This window comes from Runella sp. CRIBMP (genome assembly GCF_009905605.1).
Taxonomy (GTDB): domain Bacteria; phylum Bacteroidota; class Bacteroidia; order Cytophagales; family Spirosomataceae; genus Runella.
On record NZ_JAAAKZ010000003.1, the window covers coordinates 430,991 to 456,529 of the forward strand.

At 46.1% G+C, this 25,539-nt stretch carries 13 protein-coding genes; 6 read left to right on the forward strand and 7 right to left on the reverse strand.

Translation table 11 applies throughout. The features are described 5' to 3' along the window. Window positions 1-42: 42 nt before the first annotated feature. On the forward strand, window positions 43-2,910 hold the full coding sequence (gene polA, locus GVN20_RS11675; RefSeq protein ID WP_166558489.1) for a DNA polymerase I: 2,868 nt from the start codon (window positions 43-45) through the stop codon (window positions 2,908-2,910). Between the two features lie 125 nt (window positions 2,911-3,035). On the opposite strand, the gene GVN20_RS11680 is transcribed toward polA, so the two are convergent. Continuing rightward, window positions 3,036-3,452 carry a hypothetical protein gene (locus tag GVN20_RS11680; RefSeq protein ID WP_166558490.1) on the reverse strand — a complete coding sequence of 139 codons (417 nt, stop codon included), beginning with the start codon at window positions 3,450-3,452 and terminating at the stop codon, window positions 3,036-3,038. A gap of 372 nt (window positions 3,453-3,824) precedes the next feature. On the opposite strand from GVN20_RS11680, the gene GVN20_RS11685 reads away from it, so the two are divergent. From GVN20_RS11685 to GVN20_RS11695, 3 genes are all read left to right on the forward strand, one after another. Then, window positions 3,825-4,193, forward strand: a complete 369-nt coding sequence (locus GVN20_RS11685) for a hypothetical protein (protein ID WP_166558491.1) — start codon at window positions 3,825-3,827, stop codon at window positions 4,191-4,193. A 165-nt stretch (window positions 4,194-4,358) separates the two neighbouring features. Next, window positions 4,359-7,448, forward strand: coding sequence for a protein translocase subunit SecDF (secDF, locus tag GVN20_RS11690; RefSeq protein WP_166558492.1), 3,090 nt, complete (start codon window positions 4,359-4,361; stop codon window positions 7,446-7,448). 213 nt (window positions 7,449-7,661) lie between these two features. Beyond that, the gene (locus GVN20_RS11695) at window positions 7,662-9,305 is read left to right on the forward strand and encodes an amino acid permease (protein ID WP_166558493.1); all 1,644 of its coding nucleotides are present in this window, start codon (window positions 7,662-7,664) and stop codon (window positions 9,303-9,305) included. 204 nt (window positions 9,306-9,509) lie between these two features. Here the strand turns inward: GVN20_RS11695 and GVN20_RS11700 are convergent, their stop codons facing one another. The 4 genes from GVN20_RS11700 to GVN20_RS11715 all read right to left on the reverse strand — a co-directional run bounded on the left by GVN20_RS11700 (window position 9,510) and on the right by GVN20_RS11715 (window position 13,976). Further along, window positions 9,510-10,208: a porin family protein gene (locus GVN20_RS11700; protein ID WP_166558494.1), complete on the reverse strand. Its 699-nt coding sequence runs from the start codon at window positions 10,206-10,208 to the stop codon at window positions 9,510-9,512. A gap of 133 nt (window positions 10,209-10,341) precedes the next feature. Next, window positions 10,342-12,300, reverse strand: coding sequence for an STN and carboxypeptidase regulatory-like domain-containing protein (locus tag GVN20_RS11705; protein ID WP_166558495.1), 1,959 nt, complete (start codon window positions 12,298-12,300; stop codon window positions 10,342-10,344). Between the two features lie 12 nt (window positions 12,301-12,312). Then, window positions 12,313-13,383, reverse strand: coding sequence for a FecR domain-containing protein (locus GVN20_RS11710; RefSeq protein ID WP_166558496.1), 1,071 nt, complete (start codon window positions 13,381-13,383; stop codon window positions 12,313-12,315). Window positions 13,384-13,397: 14 nt separating this feature from the next. Next, complete coding sequence (locus GVN20_RS11715) at window positions 13,398-13,976, reverse strand: RNA polymerase sigma-70 factor (protein WP_166558497.1); 579 nt, start codon at window positions 13,974-13,976, stop codon at window positions 13,398-13,400. A gap of 277 nt (window positions 13,977-14,253) precedes the next feature. Between GVN20_RS11715 and GVN20_RS11720 the strand changes: the two genes are divergently transcribed. Continuing rightward, entirely contained in the window at window positions 14,254-14,985 is a 732-nt protein-coding gene (locus GVN20_RS11720; protein WP_166558498.1) for a head GIN domain-containing protein, read from the forward strand. Between the two features lie 45 nt (window positions 14,986-15,030). On the opposite strand, the gene GVN20_RS11725 is transcribed toward GVN20_RS11720, so the two are convergent. Then, on the reverse strand, window positions 15,031-20,742 hold the full coding sequence (locus GVN20_RS11725) for a kelch repeat-containing protein (RefSeq protein WP_166558499.1): 5,712 nt from the start codon (window positions 20,740-20,742) through the stop codon (window positions 15,031-15,033). A 479-nt stretch (window positions 20,743-21,221) separates the two neighbouring features. Here GVN20_RS11725 and ileS point away from each other — a divergent pair, with 479 nt between their 5' ends. Further along, window positions 21,222-24,668, forward strand: a complete 3,447-nt coding sequence (ileS, locus tag GVN20_RS11730) for an isoleucine--tRNA ligase (protein ID WP_166558500.1) — start codon at window positions 21,222-21,224, stop codon at window positions 24,666-24,668. A gap of 72 nt (window positions 24,669-24,740) precedes the next feature. Here the strand turns inward: ileS and GVN20_RS11735 are convergent, their stop codons facing one another. Then, entirely contained in the window at window positions 24,741-25,526 is a 786-nt protein-coding gene (locus tag GVN20_RS11735) for a LytTR family DNA-binding domain-containing protein (protein WP_166558501.1), read from the reverse strand. Window positions 25,527-25,539: the final 13 nt, after the last annotated feature.

Consider the following 25,539-nt stretch of genomic DNA (forward strand, 5'->3'; position numbering starts at 1 on the left):
TAAACTTTCCTTTCTTTGCATCATTTACTCATTAAATGACCCATGAAGCCCGACAAAAAACTGTTTCTTTTAGATGCTTTTGCGCTGATTTATCGTGCCCACTTCGCCTTTCTTAAAACTCCCAGAATTACTTCTAAAGGGTTGAATACAAGTGCCGTATTTGGTTTTGTGAACACCTTGCGGGAAGTTTTGAAAAACGAAAAACCAACGCACTTGGGGGTAGCATTTGATACGCCCAAGCCTACATTTCGTCATGTACAGTTTGAGGCCTACAAAGCCCAGCGGCAGCAGCAACCCGAAGACATTACTATCGCGGTTCCGTACGTGAAACGATTGCTGAAGGCTATGTGTATTCCTGTGTTGGAGGTAGATGGCTATGAAGCAGATGATGTGGTGGGAACGCTTGCCAAAAAGGCCGCTCGCTCAGGATTTGAGGTGTTTATGATGACGCCCGACAAAGACTACGGTCAATTGGTTGAGGAACATATTTATCTTTATAAACCCGCCATCATGGGCAAAGGCGTTGAAATAATGGGGCCTGCCGAAGTGTGTGCGCGTTGGGGGGTCAAAGATATTAGTCAGGTGGTGGATATGCTGGGTTTGCAGGGCGATGCGGTGGATAATATTCCAGGGATTCCAGGTGTGGGAGAGAAGACCGCTCAAAAACTAATTGAAGAGTTTGGCTCTATCGAAAACCTGTTGGTCAATACTCACAAACTAGCGGGAAAACTCAAAGAAAAAGTCATCGAAGGTGCCGATAAAGCCATTTTGTCAAAGCATTTGGCAACCATTGATATAAATGTACCGATTGAATTTCACGAAGAAGACCTCCTCATGTGTGAACCCGATCGTGATATGCTGTCGGCATTGCTGGATGAGTTGGAGTTTCGCACGTTGCGTAAAAGTATGCTGGGCGAAGATGCCGCCGACGTAAAACCAACAAACTTGTCGGCCGCGGCTTCTTCGGCTGATAAAAAAGGCCAACTTAGTTTGTTTGGAGAAAGTGCTCCTACCCCCGAAAGCAACGCTCAACACAAACCAGCAGTATCTTCTGAAAGCGAGTTGCCGTTTCAAACGCCCGAATTTTCTTCGGAGCGCCGTACGGTAGCCAATACGCTCCACCGCTATCATTTGGTTGATACCCCCGAGTTGCGGCAGTCGTTGGCGCATTATCTGAGTTTGCAAGAGGCTTTTTGCTTTGATACCGAGACCAACTCCTTGGATGCCATTGATGCCGAATTGGTAGGAATGTCGTTTGCCTACCAAAAAGGAGAGGCGTTTTACGTGAGCGTTCCAGCTGACCGCGAAGAAGCTCAAAAGGTAGTGGAAGATTTTAGGGCGGTGTTGGAAGATGAAAAGATTGAGAAAATCGCCCAAAACCTTAAATACGATTTGCTCGTGCTCCAAAACTACGGCATTGAGATTCGGGGACCCATTTATGATACCATGCTGGCGCATTACCTGATTGAACCAGATAAGCGCCATAATATGGATATTTTGGCCAATTCGTACCTGAATTATGAGCCCGTTTCGATTGAGGCATTGATTGGTAAAAAAGGCCCGAAACAGCTCACGATGCGGGATGTAGACATCGAAAAGTTGGTGGAATACGCCGCCGAAGATGCCGATGTGACGCTACAATTGAAAGAAAAACTGAATCCCATATTGATTGAAAATCAGGCGGATAAACTTTTCAGAGGAGTGGAAGTGCGGCTGGTACCAGTGTTGGCAGGGATGGAACGCGAAGGTATTAAAGTAGATATGAACGCCCTAAAAGAAATGTCGGGTGTGCTAGAGACGGATATGAAATTGGTAGAAAAAGACATCTATCAATTGGCGGGAGAGGAGTTCAATATTTCTTCGCCGAAGCAATTGGGCGTGGTGTTGTTTGAAAAAATGCAATTGATTAAAAAGCCTAAAAAAACGGCAACGGGTCAATATGCTACGGGCGAAGATATTCTGTCGGACTTGGAAGCGGAGCACGAAATAGCGCGTAAAATCCTGGATTATCGGGAGTTACAAAAACTGAAGTCTACCTATGTGGATGCCTTGCCATTATTGATTAATGCCAAAACGGGTCGGATTCACACCTCCTTTAATCAAGCTGTAGCGGCTACAGGGCGTTTGAGTAGTACCAATCCCAACCTCCAAAATATTCCGATAAGAACGCCCAGAGGGCGGGAAATTCGCAAAGCGTTCGTACCGCATAGCGACGAGTTTGTGATTCTTTCGGCCGATTATTCCCAAATCGAATTGCGAATTATGGCGGCTTTCAGTCAGGATGCTACCATGTTGGAGGCGTTTAATCAGGGCTTAGACATTCATGCCAGTACCGCAAGTAAGGTATTTAAAGTGGATCTTGCTGACGTTACTTCTGACATGCGACGCAAGGCAAAAATGGTCAATTTTGGTATTATCTACGGTATCTCAGCATTTGGATTAGCTCAACGGTTGGGGATTCCGCGTGGTGAAGCTGGCGAAATTATCCGTGCCTATTTTGAAGAATTCCCCGCCGTAAAAACATTCATGGATTTATCAATAAACAAAGCCCGGGAAAACAAATATGTAGAAACCATTCTGGGGCGCCGGCGGTATTTGGCCGATATTGATTCTCAGAACCAAACAACGCGGAGTTTTGCCGAGCGAAACGCTATCAATGCCCCCATCCAAGGCTCAGCGGCCGATATGATAAAAGTGGCCATGATTAATATTCACGATTTTCTGAAGAAAGAGAAACTCCGCTCTAAGATGATTCTTCAGGTACACGATGAATTGGTGTTTGATGCCCACCGCGACGAGGTAGAGCTATTGAGCCAGCACGTAAAAGAATTAATGGTCAACGCTATTCCGCTTCCCGTGAAAATGGATACGGGGATTGGACTGGGGAATAACTGGCTAGAAGCGCATTAAAAATGATATAAATAAATGGGGTTGTTAGTAACCGTTTGGTTGGTTTTGAGAAACACGGAGGTGAAGCAGAATGGATCGCCGCCGTGTTTCTCAAAACCCTCCCAGAAAAGCTTTAACACAACCCCTTACTGATTTCCGTACTTCACCGCCGTGCCTGTCATGACAAAACCCTGATAATCTTTGGCGGTATAGTATTGATATTTAACGTTGACGAGCGCGTGGGCGCCCATGCCTACACCCTGCAAGATAAGTTGGTCAAGCAATGCCCGTTTTTGATCTTCGTCGTTTCCTCTGAAAAGCATTCGCCCCTCCTTGGTTTGTCGCTCACTCAGGGGGACTTCCTTCTCAACTTTGACAGGACCAATGGGGGTATAAAGACGGGTGGTAGGTTGGTTTTCGTAAAATACATCAATGGGGTAATCTGCTTTGGCGAGTTTGATGGGGATGCCTAAGCCACCGTCGGATGTAGTGACGGGGCGTGCGCACGAAAACAAAAAGGTGAAAGTAAAAACACAAAATATAAAGGAGGTAATTGGCTTCATCAGATTCATAGCATTCTTTTTTATGTGTTCTCGTTATACACCGCAAACGAAAACAATGTTTCAGTAAAACGAAAATTTTTGATGTCGTATTGTCGGTTCAAAGCAAAGGATTAATATTCAATAAAGGCATACATAGCCAACAAAGTGCCTCGGTACGTGCGTTTTTTGTGCGCATTTAAAAAAAATAACGAGGGTGATTGTATGAAAATAGGGGTGTATTTTGAGTTTGTATGATATTTCAGAGAAATAGCTAGACAAAATTGATAATCTAAAACGAAGGGACTATTGTTTTGCAAAAAAAATGGTACGAACTTTGCGAGCCCTTTAAAACCGTAGACCATTATGGGTCGAAACGGTGCTTAAACCAAAGAAATGAAACAACGCAGGTTTTTTACGCAACTGACTTCCGCTGCCTTGGCGCTGCTGCTATTAATAACAGCTACCGCAGGTAAGTCGTTGTTGTTGCCCAAAGCCGCTGTCAAAAAGCCTGTTTCTGAAGAAACTTCCAAAAGCAAAAAAGCCAACCAAGAACGGCCTGTGGTGCAGGAAATGTCGTTGGTGGCAGTCGTGGCTCCCGCGGTTTCGTTTGATTTTGAGCAATCCTTTTATTTTTTACCTACTATTTTCAGTATTGAACTGCCTGGCACCAATGCCCTTCCGAAGCGGTTTGACATCTTTTATTACTTCTTCTCCTTCTTCCGAAATGTATTCGGACATTTTATTGCGATTAATGCGCCTTAGTTGAGGCGAAAATGACGGTGATTTTGTCACTTCGATTCCGTGTGCAGTTGTGAAAGCACATTGTATTTTCTTTTTGAGGCATGTCATAAGGCCTTTTAGGGGGATAAAACCCCTCTCTCGTTTCACAAATATTTATTTCAATCATTTATTTACTTCAATAAAACAATGCAAAACAGACTTGGCATTTGGATTTTGACCGTAGTTGTTGCGGTATTGAGTATCTATTATCTGTCCTTCACGTTTGTAGCGCGCGGGATTCGTAAAGATGCTGAAACCTACGCTACGGGAAAAGATGGTCTTGTAGACCAAAAGAAAAAAGAGCGTTATCTCGACTCACTTCGTCGCGAGCCCGTTTATTTGGGCAGTACGTATCAGGAAGTTACCCAACGTGAGTTAGGATTAGGTCTTGATTTACAAGGAGGTATGCACGTGGTGCTAGAAGTGGCTCCCACCGATATTTTGAGAGGACTAGCGGGTGGAAATGCGCGCAACAGTCAATTTAACGAAGCACTCAAACAGGCCACTGAGGCGCAGAAATCGAGCCAGTCTAATTATGTAGACTTGTTTGTAAGTTCTTACAAAAAGGTGGCTCCAAGCGCAACTTTGGCGCAAATTTTCTCTAATAGCACCAATCGCGGAAAAATCAGCAACAGCTCATCGGACAGCGAAGTAACGAAGTTTTTGAAAGAAGAAGTGGACGGTGCTACGAGCCGTGCGTTCCAAATCATTCAACAACGCGTGGATAAATTTGGGGTAGCCAACCCTAACATTCAACGTTTGCCAGGTTCAGGCCGTATTTTGATTGAGTTGCCAGGCGTAGATAACCCCGAACGTGTGCGTCGCCTTTTGACGGGTTCAGCCAAGCTTGAATTCTGTGAGGTATATACATTGGATGAAGTTTCTCCTGCGCTTAATGCATTGGGTGCTTATCTTACCCAGCTGGATTTGGAAAAGAAAATCGCTGAAAAAGGTACTTCCGCTGCCGATACTTCAAAAGCTGGCGGATTGGCAGCTCAGTTGGCCAAAGGTGCAAAAACAGATTCTACCTCAAAAGATACAACTGCTAACCAAACGGGTCTTGCTAGTTTGTTTGTGCCAATTTCTCAAGGTCAACTAGGTGTGTATGCCAAAGATACTGCCCGTGCCAATGAGCTTTTGGCCCGTACAGAAGTAAAGGCGATGTTTCCTTCTGACGCCGTTATTATGTGGGATCGCAAAGGAATTGAAACAACGGATAAACGCAACGAAATCGTTGGAATCTATTTCATTAAGAAAGCTAACGGACAGGCTCCGTTGGAAGGAGATGTGATTGTAGATGCAACGGGTAACAATTACGACGACCGCGGCCGTCCGGAAGTGTCGATGCGTATGAACGCCGAAGGAGCCCGTAAATGGAAAAACCTGACTGCTGCTAACGTTGGCCGTCCGGTAGCTATTATTTTGGACGGATTTGTATACACTGCACCAAACGTACAAAATGAAATTCCTAACGGAAACTCAAGCATCACGGGTAGCTTTACCATTGATGAAACCAAGGACATGGCCAACGTGCTCAAAGCAGGTAAGCTTCCCGCACCGACCACTATCGTGGAAGAGGCCATCGTAGGAGCTACTTTGGGTTCAGAATCGGTCAGTGCAGGGGTAATTTCTTCATTGGTAGGTTTGCTGGTTGTATTGATTTTCATGGTCATCTACTACAACAAGGCTGGTATGATTGCCGACGTTGCGTTGGTTATCAACCTGTTTTTCTTAATGGGAATTATGGCTTCGTTGGGAGCAATCCTTACCCTGCCAGGTATTGCGGGTATCGTATTGACCATTGGTATGGCGGTGGATGCCAACGTGTTGGTGTTTGAACGTATCAAGGAAGAATTAGCGGCGGGTAAAGAATTGAAATTAGCGATTTCGGATGGTTTCAAAAACTCACTTTCTTCTATTCTTGACTCAAACGTAACGACTTTGTTGACGGGTATTATCCTTTTCTTCTTGGGTACAGGCTTGATTTTAGGTTTTGCCACGACCCTCGTGATTGGTATCCTGACGTCATTGTTTGCGGCATTGTTTGTATCTCGTTTGATTTTAGAATGGTGGGTTGGCAAAGGCCGTAAGATTGAATTCTTCGCTTCATGGTCGCAAAACCTGTTCAAAGATGCCAACTTCGACTTCGTATCACGTCGTCGTGTGTATTATATTATTTCTTCGGTCATTATCGGATTCGGAATTATCTCTGTCATTTTCAAAGGATTTGGGTTGGGTGTTGACTTCAAAGGCGGTCGTAGTTATGTTGTCCGTTTTGAAAAAGGCGTGGAAACCTCTGAAGTTCGTGAGATTTTGACGGGCGTGTTTGGTGCTGCTCCTGAAGTAAAAACATTTGGGGGAATCGGTATCGGAGCTAATGAGCAGGTAAAAGTAACGACCAGCTTTTTGGCCGATGCCACCACGCCAGATGCCGATAAGCAGGCCGAAGCCAAATTGAACGAAGGATTAAGCAAGTTGACTAATAATAAGGCAACCATTCAAAGTTCACAAAAAGTAGGTCCGACGATTGCGTTTGACTTGATTATGACTTCCTTAAAATCGATTTTGCTGGCGGTGCTGGTGGTATCGATATACATTTTTATTCGATTCCGTAAGGTTGCGTTTGTTTGGGGGGCTATTGTGGCCTTGTTCCACGACGTCCTCGTTATTTTGGCGGTATTCTCTATCTTCAACGGTTTGCTGCCTTTCTCATTGGATGTTGACCAAGCATTTATTGGGGCGGTTCTGACCATTATGGGTTATTCAATGAACGATACCGTCGTGGTTTTTGACCGGGTTCGTGAATATTTGAGAGACAATAAAGGCAAGAAAGAAACGATTCCGGCCATCATCAACAACGCCTTGAACAGCACCCTTAGCCGTACGGCTGTAACGGGTCTTTCGACAATGTTTGTGTTGATTGTATTATTCATTTTTGGGGGAGAGGTAATTCGCGGATTCTCCTTTGCGATGTTGATTGGGGTAATCGTGGGTACATATTCTTCATTGTTTGTGGCTACGCCAATCGTAGTAGATTCATTGACCCGCGACCAAGCCAAAGATGAAGCCGCTGGTGAGGCGAAAAAAGCAGCGCCTGCTCGTTTGATTTCTGATTTTCCTGATACTCCTCGCGGTGGCTTGCAGCAAGTAGAGATGCCGCAGGAAGAAGAAGAAGAAAAAGAGAAAGTAAAGAAAGAAAAGAAAGCGCCTTTGATTAAGCCTTCTTTGAAAAAATAGAGTAACTCAAAGTGGTTAGTCGTGAATGTCGTATGAAAAGTTGGATAGTTGTTCAGCAAATCATCCGTCATTCCACTAACCACTTTTATTTTGCCTTAAAATAAGTTTACCTTGCGTTTGTTTGGTAACAACCCAATAAGAGCGTATTTTTCAATTCCATTTCATTCACAAACAGATAGTACCTTATTGTTAAAATTTCTAACCTAATCGAGCATGGCAAATCAACTTTGGACTAGAAAGCCCTTAGATAAACTCATGAATGAGTCTTCGGGTGAAGGTAACCAACTAAAACGTACACTTGGCCCCGGCAGTTTGATTGCTCTTGGTATTGGAGCAATCATCGGCGCGGGGTTATTTTCAATTACGGGGGGAGCTGCCGCCAATCAGGCTGGACCTGCCATTACCATTTCTTTTATAGTAGCTGCATTCGGTTGTGCTTTTGCTGGGTTGTGTTATGCCGAATTTGCCTCCATGATTCCAGTGGCGGGTAGTGCCTATACCTATTCTTACGCTACCATGGGGGAGTTCATCGCGTGGATTATCGGCTGGGATTTAGTGTTAGAGTACGCTGTAGGGGCTGCTACGGTGAGTATCAGTTGGAGTCGATACTTAGTGAAATTTCTGGAAGGCTTTGATGTTCACCTACCCGTTGCGCTCACGGTTGGGCCTTGGGATGGCGGGCTTATCAACCTACCTGCCGTATTTATCGTTGTTCTGATGAGTTTGTTACTCATGAAAGGAACCCAGGAAAGTGCTACCGTCAACGGTATTATTGTAGCTTTGAAAGTAGCAGTTGTGATTATTTTCATCGTTTTGGGCTGGAAATATATCAACACCGATAACTATGTTCCTTATATTCCTGACAATACGGGCACCTTTGGTGAATATGGATTTAGTGGTATCATTCGAGCGGCGGCTATTGTTTTTTTTGCATACATTGGATTTGATGCGGTAAGTACCGCCGCCCAAGAAGCTAAAAACCCGCGCAAGGATATGCCTATCGGTATTTTGGCTTCGTTGGCGATTTGTACGATTCTCTATATTTTGTTTGCCCATGTCATGACGGGTGTAACAAGCTATACTTCTTTTAAAGGTCAGGATGGGATTGCGCCAGTTGCCGTAGCCATTGAGCACATGGGAACGCCCAATGCCGCAGGAGTGATTGTGCCAGATTATCCTTGGTTGAACCGGGCGATTATCGTGGCGATTTTGGCGGGGTATGCTTCGGTTATTCTGGTAATGCTCATGGGTCAAACGCGCGTATTCTTCAGTATGAGTAAAGATGGATTGTTGCCAAAAATCTTTTCAAGCGTTCATCCTAAATTCCAAACGCCTGTCAAAAGCAACGCCATGTTTATGCTGTTTGTGAGCTTGTTTGCAGCATTTATCCCCGCAAGGGTGGTAGGCGAGATGACGAGTATCGGTACTTTGTTTGCCTTTATTCTGGTTTGCCTCGGTATCATCGTAATGCGCAAGCAGATGCCCAATGCTCCCCGGGCTTTTGTAACTCCTTTGGTGCCGTTGGTTCCTATTTTGGGGGTTGTTACCTGTTTCTTTATGATGGCATTTTTGCCTTTGGATACTTGGATTCGTTTGATTGTCTGGATGATTATCGGTTTCGATATCTATCTGTGGTATGGTATCCACAATAGTAAATTGTCTACGGGAGTAGGTACCTTAAAAGGGGATTTTAAGATAGTGTGCTTGTCAGGATTAGCGCTCGCCGCAGTATTGGGAGTGGTCGCTTTTGTACACCACAATCAATCAATTGAGGGAGATGCTCCGCTGTTTTATTTCTCCTTGGTTTTTGCCGCTATTCATGCCGTAGCGTATCTGTATACTTGGCTGAAAAAATAACGATGTAGTTTTATTTAATAACAAAAAAACCGCCTTGATGAAAGGCGGTTTTTTTATGCAGTTCTGTCAGGGTTTTTTGCTAGGCCGAGGTTGTGAGCAACCTCGGCCTAGGTTTTGAGAAACCTAGCTCACCTGATACCTGTTGGGCGGCTCGTCGATGTGGTTCTCAAAACTGACCTTTGGGTTGCCGCAATCCCCCACGCGTTACTGTCCGAGAGGTATTGCAAATCCTGCCAAAACACTGAAACTTTGGTTATGAACGGGGACCCTAACGAGTGGGGTATCGTAGAGTCGGGTCAGACCACGCTCGTAACGACCTTCCACAAATATTTTACTATTTCCTACCGTAAAACTAAGGCCCGCACCGCCCGCAGCCCCTACTTCAAAGCGGTTAAACGTCCCCAAGCCAATTTTTGTTCGGGTAGGTTGGGTTTGAAATAAAATCAAATCCGCCCGCGAAACGATTTTTCCATCGGCCAGGTAATTGAACGTTGGCCCTGCAATGAGGTAAGGTTGGACGGGGCTATCTTCGTAGCCAAAATCGTATTGGAACAGCATAGGCGCCTGAATGTAGGTGAGACGCTGCTTGATGCTTCCACCCAACGGGATATTTACGCCGATGAGATCCAACAGATTATTGGAAGAAATCCCCGCTCCGCTTTGCTTGTATCCAAGCTCAGGACGGAACGATAAGCCGCCCGCAATCGGCACTTTTAAGAAAATGGCACCGTTGCCACTCACGATATAATCAAGGTTGCCCGTAAAATTTTCGATAAATCCGCCGTTGCCTGTGGTTTTAGCAAGCGATACTCCCCCACGTGCCCCAATTGATACTTGTGCTTGGGTCGATAAACCTACACATACTACGGAAAGGGCGGTTAATAGATGACGTAATCTTTTCATTTTGTCAGAAGATGGTTAATTAAAAAATAAAAAAGTTACGTAAAGTTGGTACCATGTCTAAAGTTGTTTTATCACTTAACGACGTTTAGACGCGGGTATTTTAGCGTGTCACTGAATGTTTGGTTAACGATTGTTAACGGTTCATAATCCTTAATCCCGCCTGAAAACCTACCCAATTGGTCAAATCAAGGCCATTGCGAAGCGTTGTGTTTGGAAAGACTTGATACAGAGTTGATTTGTCTACTTTTAGATAACCAGGTTGGGCTGTCATGGCTGTGAGAGAGGCCGCGCCGAAGAGGGCCACCCCGCGCGCGATTCTTTTTTCAAGTCCTAAACTTGCCCGGTAAAAATTTCCATTGGATGTATCGAAGCGATTGGTGGCTTCCATGATTTTATTGGCGGTGAGGTCGAGGTTGGTCATCCAGCCACGCCCGAAGTTGATAGCGGTGCCAAGGCCATAGCCAAAGGTGTAGAGGGGTTTGTCGGCCATGCCAAAACTGCCACCGATGGTGACAATATTGTACAAACGTCGAACGCCTGTTTTAAAGGTAAGGTTGGCGTAATTGAGTTCGTCGGTACTGATTTCAAAACGACGATACCCGTTGCGTCTTACAAAACTGAATATTCCGATGGGAACGGCACCTGATGAGTCAGCATAGTTGAATACCCCCAATTGGAGCCCTTTTTCGTGGATGGTTGCATAGTTTATAAAAGGGCTTATCTGAACACCGCGAAATTTCCTGAGTGCTACGTTGCCAAATCCGCTTATCTGCCAGCCGCGCATGTTGCCGAGCGTTACGTTGGCAAAGCCACTTATCTGCCAGCCGTACATTTTGCCCATTGTAACGCTTGCAAAGCCAGCGCTTTGGAAGCCGTAATAAAAATTCTGACCCGTTAAGTTAGCAAATCCCGCTACCTGAACCCCGCTGTGATTGCCTCCTGTGGCATTAGCAAAGCCTGCCAATTGCATGCCTTCAACATTTTTTAAAACGGCATTAGCAAAGCCTGATGTTTGCAATCCGTATACGTTCCGACCCACCAAATTGGCAAAGCCCGCAAATTGAGCACCGTGTACATTCCAACGGACAAGGTTGGCAAAACCACCCACTTCCAAGGCGTTAACGCCGAGTGAATAGCCTGCGATGATATTAAAAGACATTGAATTGACGACGTTCCCGCTCATGACGTGGTTGGTCCCGACAAACGGAAGCAATGAAACCTGAAACGGTCGATAAAGCGTATCTCGTACGTTTTGAATGTGAACCGCCTGTTTAGCCGTGGCAAAGGCATCGACAAAGGTTTTTTCAACTTTATCTAAATTGGTTCGCTTGGGCTTGGCCGTGGTAAGTGCGGTATCATTTGAGGCGATTAATATTGGTTGTACGGTGGGAACCCGAACGATTAGGGTATCGGTTGCGGGGCGAGAAATCGTCTTGAGTTGCGGTGCAACCGCCTGTAATCGGTCATCGAGGGGCATTTGTACCAAGCTGATGTCCAAAGAGCGTTCGGTGACCGCAATGCTAGAACCAAAATATCGCTCCTTGCGAACCTCCAGACGCGGATTGGCGAGGGTAGCAGGTATTTTTAGACGATAATATCCTGCCTGGTTGGTTATGGCGGATGCCAGGGTGCGTTTTTCGAAAATACTGGCCTGGGCAATTCGCTCGCCCGTGGCGCGGTCAAAAACGTAACCGTTGATGATGATGTCTTGGGGTTTTTCGGCAGGCAATTCAGCGATTTTTTGGAGAATAATGTGCCCACGCCGCTCTTTGTAGGCCGCCCCCCCTTTAAATATTTCGTCCAATATCTGCCGAACGGCTTTTCCAGCGGCATTGAGCGTAACGCGCCGATTCAAATCAAACTCGTTGGGATTATACGAGAAGCTAAAATTACCCCGTTCGCCAATTATCCGTAATACTTCTTCGAGGCGCTCGTTGGTGACCCGTACCGTAATGGCTCGGTCGAGAATCGAGGCTTTCTGAGCGAAGCTCAACGAACTGTTAAACCCAAAGGTTAAAAGAAAAATGACGTAAGTTACGCGGCTCCGCAAGTTGAGAAAGCGGAAGATGTTGAGAGTCAATACGTGTTTCATGGCTAGTATGTTTTAAGGACAACCCTGCCCGTCGAGCAGGATGGTTTGCCCTTTTCGGGTGACTTGCAGGTGGAGCGTTTCGGCAATGACGCTCAGGGTAGCGTCCAGACTTTCGCGTTCGAAGCGAGCCGTTAATTGGCAATTTTTTAAACGACCGCTCAATTGAATGTCGGTTTGGTAGCCTTCTCGTAGCGATGCAACCACATCGCCTAAGTTGGTTTTGTCAAAGACGAACACTTTGGTACGGTACGCCATTGCGTTCAAATCGACGGCAGGAAGTTTGATGATGGTATCGGCTTGGGCGGTGGCCGTTTCATTTTTAACCAACAGTGTTTTGGATTTTGGCGTCGAAAACTGCACTTTTCCGCTCGTTACGGCCACGTTGACTTTTTGGTCGTAAGCACGTACGTTAAAAGATGTCCCCAAAACCTTGATTTCCGTTCCGTTAGCTTGAATGATAAAGGGGCGTTTTTCGTCGCGTTTTACGTCAAAATAAGCTTCACCTTTCAGCATAACTGTACGCGTATCCTGCCCAAAATCATTGGCGTACGAAAGGGTTGTGTTGTGATTCAAAAAAACCTTTGTTCCATCGGGCAATATATGCTCGGTGGTTTTTTGCTGGGTTTTCAGGACGCTGGCAATGGCAGGCTCGTTTGATTTTTCAAAAAAACGGTACCCCAACCAACCAAGGCCCATCACGATTAAAATGCTCGCCGCCGCCCGCCAAAAACGGAAGCTCGAAGGCGACTTGCCCGAGCGAAGCGGCCGAACGTCGTCGTCGTTTTTGTGGATTGTAAACGGAAGCGGATTTTGTGCGGCGACTTCCGAATCGTTCATGGCTGGCGTTGAAGGTTGAGCTTCAAACCGACCACTGACTTTTTTCCAAGCCGCCTCTACGTCGACTTCGGACACTGGTTTGACAGCCTCTGCTGCTTCCCATATTTTCTGAAAACGAAGCAGTTCTTCCTCGTGGCCCGCCGATTGGCCCAGCCACGCTTTTACCTGGCGGGTTTCGTCGGGGGTGGTTTCCCCTGCCACGTAACGCGCCAGCAAATCGTCAGGAATATGTACGTTCGAATTCATTTAGTAGTTGTCAATCATAAGTAGTCGGTTAAACCCAACCAAATCAAAACGGGTAAGTAATCCGCAAGCTCAGTTCGTAATATTTTGAGGGCTTTTCCAATTTGGTTTTCGACGGTTTTGACCGAAAGACCCAGTTGGTCGGCAATCTCTTGGTATTTTAGTTCATCAAAACGACTCAATTTAAAAATGATTCGGCATTGTTCGGGCAGTTTTTCGATGGCTACCGATAACTGTTGTTCCAACTCATTTTTATAGACCGTTTGGCTTACTGATTCATACGTGGTTTCTTGGTGATACGTGGCGTATTGTTGGTGTTCATCCCTTACTTTTTGGTGTTTGATTCGGTTAAGGCAATGATTATGCACTGCCCGGTACAAATACGATTTCAATGATTGAGTAATTTCAATCTCAGTTCGTTTTTCCCAAATGTTCACAAACACGGTTTGGACAATTTCCTCCGCTTCGTCAGCATCCCGCAAAATCGAACGTCCGTAGGCGCATAGGCTGCCGTAGTGCTTTCGAAACACCTGTTCGAAAACCCCTTCATTTCCCTGCCCAATGGCTATAAGTATTTGTGTATCCGATAATTGCACGAAATGACGAATCGTTTTGGGGCAAAGTTAACGCTTTACCCTTAACGATAGGGCCGTTTTTGTGACGAGTTGTTGAAAATGATGGTTGGAACCGCATTTTAGGTAGGACAAGCGAACCAAAGTTTACCCCTACGTGAGGCGTGTATTTTTTTTGATGTCTTTCAAGTGAGGTGCTTCCACTGAAAAAAAAGAAAATATTTTTTTCAGTGTAGTATGGGGGAAGATGAAATGTAAGTTGTCATAGGTTCAAAACAGTTTAATTAATACCATAACAGTCATGAAAAAGTTAAGTGTTGTTTCTGCCCGGTTGGCAAGTTTTGTCTTTTTTATTTTTGCCCTTCAATCCTGTGTTTTTATTGATGGCGATGCTCGTTTGGATCCTAAAAATCCTGACAGTGAAACCTTCGATCTCCGCGATTTTGACCGGTTGGAAATGGGTAGCGCCTTCGACGTAAAGGTGCGCCAATCGGGCCAGTTCAGTATTTTTGTGCGCGGTGACCGCCGCGATATTGATGACTTAGAAGTGTTTGTGGATCGCAGCGGTAAGTTGGTCATTCGCTACCGTAATTACCGGGTTCGGCGCTATGACATGGACGTCGATATTACGATGCCTGTTTTACGCGGAGTTGATTTTTCAGGTGCCACCGTTTCTACCATTGACGGCTTTACCAATACCCGTGATTTGGAAGTGGAATTGTCGGGCGCATCAAAATCGACCATTGACGGCGACTGGGAACGCGTAGACATTGACCTTTCGGGAGCCTCCAATCTTACATTGCGCGGGCAGGGGCTAAGCCTGACCGGCGATTTGTCGGGGGCCTCTAAGTTAAATGCTTTTGATTACGTGGTTGATAATGTTGATTTGGGCCTCTCGGGCGGAAGTAACGCCAACGTATTGGTTGATAAATCTTTGAAAGTAGATGCGAGCGGCGGTAGCAGCTTGCGCTACCGTGGCAACCCAGAAGTACGCTCCAATGTATCGGGCGGAAGCAGTGTGAAGAAAGATTAAAAATAGCCAACGGAGCCGTTTAAACCACGGCTCCGTTGGTAACATTTATTGTTTACTGATTTTGAAAGTAGCCTTACGGTTGCCCATTTTTAGATTTAAGAAGTAGGTGCCTGCGGGCCAAGTCGTAGTGTTGATGGTTTCGTCATAAGAAGAAAGATTTTTTGCTTCTTTCTTTAGCAAAATACGCCCAGTATTATCAACCACCTGCCACTGAATCTCGCTTGAGATAATTTCTGAAATCACGATATGAAGATAATCGGTGGTTGGATTGGGATAAACCCGTAACTGAGCGACGCCCCAATTGTCAACGGCCGTAATGAGCGTGACGGTCACTCTGCCCGATGCTTTCCCTTCTCCACATGCATTGCTCACCGAGCGCAGCGTGTACACATCTGATCCTTTGGGCTGAACGCTCCTCAGAAGCGGCGTACGGGTGGTACTACCCGAAAGCGTGTCGGAGGAGCCGTAGCCAATGACATAATTCCACGGAAAACTGCCTTTAAAATCCATTTGAAGGGTGATAGGCTCGCCCGTCAGAATGCTTAAAGAGTCTTTCTTCTGCGCTTCTACAAGGGTGCCGCTGGGCAAGATTCGCATCCCAAAAGGTACCGAAACAACTTCTTCTGTGGGAAGGGTGGTAGAGGTACTTACGCGGATTTGGTAGGCCGCACCCATGGATAGCGTATCAGGCAATTTCGCTTTGATGACTTCGTTAAATGGAAAAACAGGATTGGTAACGGAATTGGTTCCGAGCGTAATTGGGCGGTTGAAAAGACCGTTTTTGTCGGATAAATAAGCCGTAAATTTATACGTCGGTGCAGTCGGAATATCGGCTTTGAAGCCTATTGTTATCGAATCAGCAGGGCAGTAATTTGTTTTGTTTAAACTGGTTATTTGGACCGTAGCTTTTTTGACCACTGCGCGCACCTGACCCTCCACGCGACCCAATCCGCAGCTATTTTTCATGGTTACGGTGTAAGTTAGGCTTGAGTCGGGGGTGGTACGAAACAAGTAGGTGTTTTGAGCGGTTTGGTCTGTCAGGCCGTTTGAAAGGGTAAAACTCCAAGGAGGAATGCCCGTAAATTTAAGCTGCATCGGAATACTCTCGCCTTTCCAGATTTCAGCGCTTTGCCGGTTGTCTTGGGTGGAAAAGGTAACTTTGGGCGCCAGTTGAATGGTATAAAAAGCCGCTTGTTTTGCCTCAAAAATGGAAGTTTGGGCAGGGACCACCGCAATCTGATAGTCACCGTGGAGCAATGAATCTGGCAAGGTAATTTTCATAGGGCTGGTTTGACCAGTGCCAATAACGGTTCTTTTTGGATAAAAGCTAGGACTTAAAGCTGATAAATAGGCCTCATAGACGGTGTTAGGAGCATTGTTTTTTACACTGAAAGGAATGTTGTAGCTATTGCCAGAACACAAAGTGGGATAGGCCAATTTATTGGTTTGTACTTCCATAACTGCCTTCGAAGCAGGGGCAGGTGTTGCACCAGTTAGGCCTGAGAGTTCAGCATCCAACAGATAGGGCGTGTAGTTGCGCCCACCGCCGCATGACCACAGCGGACGGGTTTTTAAAGCAATAATATTGACTCCTTCTTTAAAAAATTGAGTCGGAATGCTAAGGATATTTTTGGTGAAAATAGGTCCAGATTGGGCGAGAAGGGTATCGACCTTCATGCCATTGATATAAATACCCACTGCCACGTCTTGGAAACGGGAAATCTGCAATTGAAAGCCCGTAAAGTTGTTTTTTTGGGATAAGATAAAGATTTTCTTGAAATACGCGTTTCCGCCAATCTCAAGGTCTCTGATGAGGGTTCCATCTTTCAATCCGTTGGTATTCCAAGCCGTATAATCTACAAAAGGTGCCTGACCGTACCAATCATTGTCACGTTGGGGATTCCAGACTGTATCCTTGCTCCAAGCGGTAAAATTGCTCCATTCGGGAGCGTAATAAGGGCCACCACTGCCGCTAACGCAAGAATGCAACTCCACGTGCGAAAACCAAGTACTTGTAAAAGGCATCAGGCGCTTTACGCTGGGGTCTTTGATGATGCTAAACGAGTCGGCAACGACGAAGGTATTGCTACCTTCGGGTTCTTTGATGAACTTAACATCTAGGCGATTGTCATTGAAAAGTAATTCGACCGAGCCGCCAGTTACGTGGTAAAAATCATTGCTCGACGCAAGCACATCCAATGGAAGCATGGAAGTACTTGGTGATTTGACCACATTGGCATCGGTAGGGTTGTATCCGCCGTCGTTTAAAGTGGGGCTGTAAAAACCTCTACCTGCCGAACCCGTCAAAATGTAAGAATAAGCCGTTTCGGCGCTTGTTTTTACGTATGGGGTTGTGCGCCCCAAGTTACCGTTTAGGCTGAAATCAGTTTTACGGGTAGTGCCGCTTTTTCTAACCATACCCGCCCGTAAGTACGCATGGGTATGAGAAACCACAATAGCATCTACGTGGTAGGCAGGCTCTTCCAGAATAGGCAGCAGGCGCTCTCTCACTCTCTTCAAATCAGCTTCGTCTTCAAAATGTCCGATGGTAGAAAAAGGAGGAATGTGAAAGGTGACCACGGTCCAACGTTTGGTGTTGTTAGCCAAATCATTCTTAAGCCACTGTATCTGAGGTATTTGATTTACATCGCCTTCGTTTTGGTCCCGTACAATGGAGAGGTCGCCCCATATTTGTTTGTATTCTGCTTGCTCGTTGGGGTCTACCCATAGGCTATGCCCCTCAATAAGATATGGATTCAAAACCACAAAGTGAACATCCCCCTGATTGAAGGAATAATACCCTTTTTCAACCCCCAATGTAGGGCGAGGATACGAAAAGGCCGAATAACTTGCCGCTGTTTGTTTGTGGTAAGCTTTTTGGATTTTAACAATTTTATCATTGAGTACAAAAGCGTTGTCAGGATCATAGTCGTGATTGCCTAATACTGTCCAAAAGGGGGTTTTAGACAAAAGTGGCTTGTCAGCAGGGCGGTTATAAAACCTGAAAAAAGTCGTATCCAAAGCCTGTTGTAGCCCTTCAAAAGGCTGGGTGTTGGAATTGTCCCCCAAAAATAGGATTCCGTCTATGTTGGGATTCCCTTTTGATTTGAGGTAATTCAAGTACGCATCGCGGACGCGATAGGGACGTTGGTTTTGGGCTTTTCCCGCTCCCGCATCTCCCAAAAGCCAATAACGCAGGGTAGTGGATGTGCTGGATAATGTCTGAAACTGATTGATTTCGGGATTGCTCTGTAACACAACGGGGTTTTCGGGGTCGCCGTAGCCTACCGAATAGTAATATTTGGTACCGCTTGCCAACCCTTCTAGCTTGACAATCTGGACCGTGTCGAGGGTATAATCCTGCGCCGTTAGGTTTAAATTGGCGGGGTCGGTTCCGTAGCGTACAATGCCGTTAATGGCTTCGGTGGTGTACCAACGGATGGTCATGGTATTGGGCCCGGGTAGTTGTAAATAGGGCTGGCGAGTGAGACCTAGCGGAATCGTTTCTAGCTGAAAATCAAACAATAAATCGCTGCTCGTCGGGCTGTTTTGATAGACCACTACGGCCACCTGATTGGCTTGGGTGGTTGAAAGATTATTGAGGCGCAGGAGGGTGTCGGTCAATACCTCCGAGCCGTTGGGATAGTTTACATACCCATCGCCGTCGGTGTCTGTCGCGTTTTTCTGATAGACGGGTTTGCCATTAACAAAAACGGCAATGCCATCATCAAACCAGAGTTTTAGGCGAAAATTGGCCGTTGTTTTACCAGAGGCGAATTGTTTACGGAAATAATATTGTTTGTGTTGAGCGCTGGTAGGGCCTTGCGAAAGCAGAGTTACTGGTTTGTAATCTACGTTGGCCCAGCGGTTGTTGCGGTCAAAGCCCAGCGGTGCGCTCCCAGTTTTCCATGTAGCGTCGTTGTAAGTGTTTGTTTGCCAATCGGTGCCGTTCAAAAGTGTCCCATTGTCCAAATAGGCCCATGAAGTGCCTCGGCTGATCACTTTTGTGCTGCTTTCGACCGTGATACACGCTTGATTATCGGCGTCGTTGGACTCTTGTGCGTATTGATAATAGATAGAGCTGCATACCTGAAACTTGCCATCGGGCTGTTGGGCCGCGTCCAATTGCGCATAAAATTGAAGCGTTGCGGACGTTTTAGGAACAACATACGGAATGTACCAATCGAGGGTGTCGTTTGAAACCGTCAGGTCTCCCAAGACAACGCTGCTGGATTTACGTCGGTAAAACTTCATGCCTTTGGGAAGCGGCGTACGTACTTTTATACGGGTTGCGCCGTAGTTGCTTTGCTCACTGACGGTTATCGTGAGCAGTTGCAGGTTTTGCTCACCATACGTAACGGCTTCCGTTTTGACAGCTGCTTTTAAATCGACGGAAGGCACCCAAATTTTATTCATGTCGTTGAGGTGGCTCATCACGAGATGTTTAATGGGTGTATAGCCCTCGAAAGTATATTGTCGCTTGATTCCGAGTCCTCCAAACATCCATAAACTGCCGAGCGAATCTTCCCAAACGGCAGCAATGCTTCGGGCGCTGGGGGCATTGTCTTCATCGGGGTCGGTGCGGCTTATTTCGCCATCAGAATTTACTTCGTTACTTCCCGAGCGCCAAGACCACTCCTGCGTTTTGGGATTGTAGTACCAGGTATCGTTGAGCAGATTCCCCTGCTCCGTTCCGCCACCAAAAACCACCAAATAGCCGTCTTTATTCACCCACCCTGCTGCGCTCTCGCGCGCCCTTGGGATGTTGTTGACAGATGGAACCCTCAGTGTGCCATATGAACCTTTGTGATTATAAGATTGCGTTCCACTCATCCACACCCAGCGGTTAGTGGCGAAATTGTATTTCCAGAGGTCGTTCAGGTAAAAACTATCATCGTCGTCGTTGTAATGTTGGCCACCAAAAATCCAGAAATCACCATTGGCATCCGTAAAACCCGTGGTGCGGGTGCGGCTGTCGGGTAGGTTAAGCGGAGATTCAACGCCTTTTTGTCCATAGCTACCAGCAGTTTTTGGGGTATTATTGCCTTTTATCCACAACCATACGTTTGCTTGGACGTCATATTTCCAAAGGTCATTGCCTTCGTTGCCGCTAAACAGCCACAGGTGGCCAAATTTATCCTTGAAGCCCGTACCGAAGTACCGCCCACCAGGGGTGTTTTGGCTCGTGGGCACTCCCAATGTACCATAAATAGCTTTGTTGGCGCTTTGCACTGTTTGATTGGAGCCGTGCATCCAAGTCCAGGTTTTAGCGGTGGGGTTATATTTCCATAAGTCGTTACCAATGATCATGGAGGTAGCAAAATCGTCGGCTAAAGGGCGGCTACCGCCGTAGAGCCATAGATTGCCGTCGTTGTCGGCCCACAGGGTATGCCCAACTCGGCCGCCTGGAAAGTTTTCGGTGGAAGCAACTCCTTTGGTTCCGTGGTTTGCGGCTCTGTTGGGCAGATTGGAGCCGCTCTCCCACGTCCACTGATAGGTACTGACATCAAATCGCCATAAATCACCTAGGTTATTCCCGTCGGTTCCTCCGCCATAGAGCCATAGATTGCCGTTTTTATCGGTACATGAGGCGGCACCGATTCGTTTTCCTGGCGAATTTTCGGCGCTCGGGATGCCTTTTATCCCGTAAATGCCCTGCCCATCAGTGGCGGTGGTCACCACCCATTGTTGCGCCCACGTAAGGGTAGTAATGAAAACTCCGATGCTTAGGCCGACCCATTTTGTAAATAAACGCATGTGCTATTGTCTGATTTGGAGTAGATAAAGAATGAAAATGATAAACCGCATAAACATTTATGCAGGTAATAAACGCAGAGGCCACTCCACTACATGGCTCTTGTTTCGTTTGAAACTTAGTCTGTATTTGGTTGGGCTGCAATGATGGTGGTGAGCCTACTTGGATGATTAAAATCAGCTTGGGAATAATTGCCTGCGATTTCAATGGTTGAGGAGCTGCACTTATTTTTTTTGGATAAGCCCCCAAAGAGGCGCTTTAAGGCGGCAAACTGAGATTGTTTTCGTCGATTAGGCAGGAATTGAGAAATGTTTCTAAAACCAGATTAAGTTAAAAAATTCATAACTTTGCACTCCGTTTTCAGAAATTTGTCAATAGAAGTCGTTAATGGTTAATGGTTGAACAACAAGGATAGCCGAAAAAGGGTCCCGTAACGTTTAACAAATGACGATTAACGGCATTTTTATAATCAAAAATGCCGATGAACTATAAAGAGTATAAAGGGTTGGACTACGCACAGTTGGGCAAAGACATCCTTGAGTTTTGGAAAGAAAATCGAATCTTCGAAAAGTCTGTTGAGGTACGTGAAGGCGCACCCTCGTTTACGTTTTATGAAGGGCCTCCGTCGGCCAATGGTACTCCGGGTATTCACCACGTAATGGCGCGTACCATTAAGGATATGTTTTGTCGGTACAAAACCCTGCGCGGCTATCAGGTAAAGCGCAAAGGGGGCTGGGATACGCACGGTTTGCCCATTGAGTTGCAGGTAGAAAAAGAGTTGGGCATCAAGAAAGACGACATCGGCATCAAAATCAGCATCGAGGATTACAATAAAAAATGCCGTGAGGCGGTCATGCGTTTTACTGACCGCTGGTTGACCATGACCGAAAAAATGGGGTATTGGGTGGACATGGAAGACCCGTACGTCACCTACAAAAATGACTACATCGAGAGCCTCTGGTGGTTGCTGAAACAGCTTTACGAAAAAGGATTGCTGTATAAAGGCTACACGATTCAGCCGTATTCGCCCGCGGCGGGAACGGGACTCAGCTCGCACGAGTTGAACATGCCGGGCACCTATAAAGACGTAAAAGACACAACCATTGTTGCGCAGTTTAAGTTAAAATTGACTGGTAAATCAGGTTATTTGTTTGATGCTGCCGATAGTGACAATATCTACATTCTGGCGTGGACGACTACCCCGTGGACCCTTCCTGCCAACTCGGCACTGACCGTTGGGAAAGACATTGATTATGTGTTGATTACAACTTTTAATCAATACACACACCTTCCCATCAACGTCATTTTGGCGAAAGATTTGGTGGGAAAATATTTTTCTGAAAAAGGAAAAGACGCCAAGTTGGGGGCTTATAAAGAAGGCGATAAGGTGATTCCGTGGTCGATTGTGATGGAGTTTAAAGGCCAGCATTTGGAGGGAATTCAGTACGAGCAATTGCTCCCGTACGTGCAACCACTGGAAGATGCCGATAAAGCTTTCCGCGTTATTTTAGGTGATTTTGTGACCACCGAAGACGGAACAGGCGTGGTGCATACCGCACCTACCTTCGGAGCGGATGACTTTAGAGTGGCCAAAGCCAATGGCGTACCAGGCATTATGGTCCGCGATGAAAATGGCAAAGAAGTGCCGATTGTGGACAAGCAGGGGCGTTTTGTGCCCGAAATCGGGGAGTTTGGCGGACGATTTGTAAAAGAGCAATACTACTCGGCCGAAGAGCAGGAAGATCCTGATTTTAAGCCCACAGACGTGTTGATTGCGATAAAATTAAAAGAAGAAAACCGCGCGTTTAAAGTTGAAAAATACGAGCACCCGTACCCACACTGCTGGCGTACGGATAAGCCCGTGTTGTACTATCCAATGGATAGCTGGTTTATCAGAACAACCGCACTGAAAGACCGTTTGGTGGCGCTGAACAATACCATCAATTGGAATCCAGAAAGTACGGGGACGGGACGCTTTGGCAACTGGCTCGAAAATCTGGTAGACTGGAACCTCAGCCGTAGTCGCTACTGGGGTACTCCTTTGCCGATTTGGCGCAATGAGGAAGGTGATGAAAAGTGCATTGGCTCCGTAGAAGAGTTGACCGTTGAGCTTGAAAAAGCCTTGGCAAGCAGTGTTTTGACAGATGAGCAACGAGCTAAAAATGAGTCATTCCTTCAGTCAAAAGGAACTGAAGCCTTTGATTTACACCGCCCTTACGTGGATGAAATATTTTTGGTGTCGGATGCTGGCAAAGTAATGACGCGCGAAACCGACCTCATTGATGTATGGTTTGATTCGGGTGCGATGCCCTACGCGCAGTTCCACTTTCCGTTTGAGAATTTGGACAAATACCCCCAAAGTATGGGTGGTACGGCGGCCAATGAGTCGCTTACTTCGTATCCTGCCGATTTTATCAGCGAAGGCGTTGACCAAACGCGTGGCTGGTTCTTTACGTTACACGCCATCGCGGGGCTTTTGTTTGATTCGGTTGCTTTCAAAAACGTCGTTTCTACTGGATTGGTATTGGATAAAAACGGCAACAAAATGTCGAAACGCCTCGGCAATGGTATTGACCCGTTTGAAACCATTGATAAATACGGTCCCGACGCGCCGCGCTGGTACATGATTACCAACGCCGAACCTTGGGACAACCTCAAGTTCAACATAGACGGAGTGGTAGAAGTGCAGCGTAAATTTTTTGGTACGCTGTTTAACACATACAACTTCTTTGCGCTTTACGCCAACTTAGACGGTTATAAGATTGAGCAGTTTAACCGCGTGCCGAAAGAGCAATTGTCGGAGCTTGACCGTTGGATTATTTCAAAAGTGTTTAGTTTGGTGAAAGATGTAACTGAGCAGTTTGATAATTATAACCCCACAAAAGCAGGGCGTTTGATTCAGGATTTTGTGTGCGATGATTTGTCAAACTGGTACGTGCGTTTGTGTCGTCGGCGGTTCTGGCAGGGGGAAATGACGACCGACAAGCGAGCCGCCTATGAAACACTGCAACACTGTTTGGCGGCGGTGGCGCAGTTGATGTCGCCAATTGCACCGTTTTTTGGCGAATGGCTGTATCGGAATTTGACTGACCACGTTCGTGAAGAATCCATTGAGAAAAACACCCCGTTTAAGCACGAATCGGTGCATTTCACGGATTGGCATACTTACGATGAATATTGGGTAGACAAGGATTTAGAGGCGTCGATGCAGCTAGCGCAGGATATTTGCTCGTTGGTACACTCGTTGCGCAAAGGCAACAAAATCAAGGTGCGTCAGCCGTTGTCGAAAGTATTGATTCCGGTATTGAGTGAAAAAATACGAGAACAGATTGAGCACGTTACGCCCATCATTATGTCGGAAGTAAACGTGAAAGCCGTTGAGTTTGTGAGCGATGACAGCGGAATTTTGAAGAAAAAAATCAAACCTAACTTCAAAGCATTAGGGCCTAAATACGGTCCCAAAATGAAGGAAGTCGCGGCCATCATCAACGGACTGAGCGCCGCCGATATTTCGGTGATTGAAAAAGAAGGCGTACTTGTGTCAGGAGATTTTTCACTGCTCCGCGACGACGTCGAAATCATTGCCGAAGACGTACCAGGCTGGCTGGTGGCAAGTCAGGGAAGCCTGACGGTGGCGCTTGATGTGACCATCACGGAAGAGCTGCGCCGCGAAGGCCTGGCCCGTGACGTGGTCAATCGTATTCAAAATCTACGCAAAGACAGTGGTTTTGAAGTGACCGATAAAATCAAAATTACGGTGCAAGACAACAGTCCCGAATTGGCCGAAGCCGTGACGTCCAACAAAGACTACATTTGCCAGGAAGTGCAGGCTGTTTCGTTGGATTTGGTTGCTGATTTGAACGGCTCCGCCACCGAGATAGAAATCGACGAATTTTTATTGAAGGTAAAAATTGAAGTGGCCAATTAAGCGGCCCAAAATACAAAAATCAGGGGATGGTTTGACGGCGTTGACAGTCGGTTAAATCATCCCTTTTTTTATTTATCGAAACAGAAAATACTTCATAAAGTCTTCCTTATGGCTCCGGCCAATGGGGATTTGAAATTTGCCAATGTTGAGGTCGTGCTCATCAAAAGAATCAATTTTGTCAATATTGACGGCGTACGAACGGTGCACTCTGATAAATTTGGTGGTGGAAAGTCGTTCCAAAACGGTGTTTAGGGTGAGGCGCAGGGCAATTTTTCGGGACTCGGTATGAATGGTTGTGTAGTTTTTGTCGGCTTCAAAAAATAGAATATCGTTCAACTGTATTTTCTGAAACTTATAATTCTCTTTGATAAAAACGTAGTCATTGATTTGTAGGATGGTTTCGCGGTCGGGCAGTTTGGGGGTTGGATGCAAAGGTTTTATTGGATCTTCTTTTTCTTTGGTAAACGGCTGATTTTGAGCGCGAAGTGCAAAATTGTTGATGGCTAAATCAATGGCAATTTTAAGGCTTTCGTTATTAAAAGGCTTCGTAATATAGGCCGAAGGATAAGTCTTCATGGCGGCTTCTATGGTGGAACGGTCGGCTTGGGCGGTCAGGTAAATGACGGGAGCTTCCCGAAACGCAATCATTTCCTGAACGGCTTCAATGCCCGTCATGTTGCCGATAAGCTTAATATCGCACAAAATAAGATCTACTTGTTGGGATTTATAGACTTCAATTGCCTTGGGGCCGTTATTTACCACATTCACGATTTCGTATCCTTCGGCTTCTAGGCGCGCCTCCAAATCAAGTCCAACAACGGCTTCATCTTCTACAATCAAGATTTTGATAGAATGCATAGTGGGTTAAAAA

Bases quoted from the DNA above. Each gene is read 5' to 3' on its own strand.
- polA (WP_166558489.1), top strand. From the start codon at position 43: ATGAAGCCCGACAAAAAACTGTTTCTTTTAGATGCTTTTGCGCTGATT.
- GVN20_RS11680 (WP_166558490.1), bottom strand. From the start codon at position 3,452: ATGAAGCCAATTACCTCCTTTATATTTTGTGTTTTTACTTTCACCTTT.
- GVN20_RS11685 (WP_166558491.1), top strand. From the start codon at position 3,825: ATGAAACAACGCAGGTTTTTTACGCAACTGACTTCCGCTGCCTTGGCG.
- secDF (WP_166558492.1), top strand. From the start codon at position 4,359: ATGCAAAACAGACTTGGCATTTGGATTTTGACCGTAGTTGTTGCGGTA.
- GVN20_RS11695 (WP_166558493.1), top strand. From the start codon at position 7,662: ATGGCAAATCAACTTTGGACTAGAAAGCCCTTAGATAAACTCATGAAT.
- GVN20_RS11700 (WP_166558494.1), bottom strand. From the start codon at position 10,208: ATGAAAAGATTACGTCATCTATTAACCGCCCTTTCCGTAGTATGTGTA.
- GVN20_RS11705 (WP_166558495.1), bottom strand. From the start codon at position 12,300: ATGAAACACGTATTGACTCTCAACATCTTCCGCTTTCTCAACTTGCGG.
- GVN20_RS11710 (WP_166558496.1), bottom strand. From the start codon at position 13,383: ATGAATTCGAACGTACATATTCCTGACGATTTGCTGGCGCGTTACGTG.
- GVN20_RS11720 (WP_166558498.1), top strand. From the start codon at position 14,254: ATGAAAAAGTTAAGTGTTGTTTCTGCCCGGTTGGCAAGTTTTGTCTTT.
- GVN20_RS11725 (WP_166558499.1), bottom strand. From the start codon at position 20,742: ATGCGTTTATTTACAAAATGGGTCGGCCTAAGCATCGGAGTTTTCATT.
- ileS (WP_166558500.1), top strand. From the start codon at position 21,222: ATGAACTATAAAGAGTATAAAGGGTTGGACTACGCACAGTTGGGCAAA.
- GVN20_RS11735 (WP_166558501.1), bottom strand. From the start codon at position 25,526: ATGCATTCTATCAAAATCTTGATTGTAGAAGATGAAGCCGTTGTTGGA.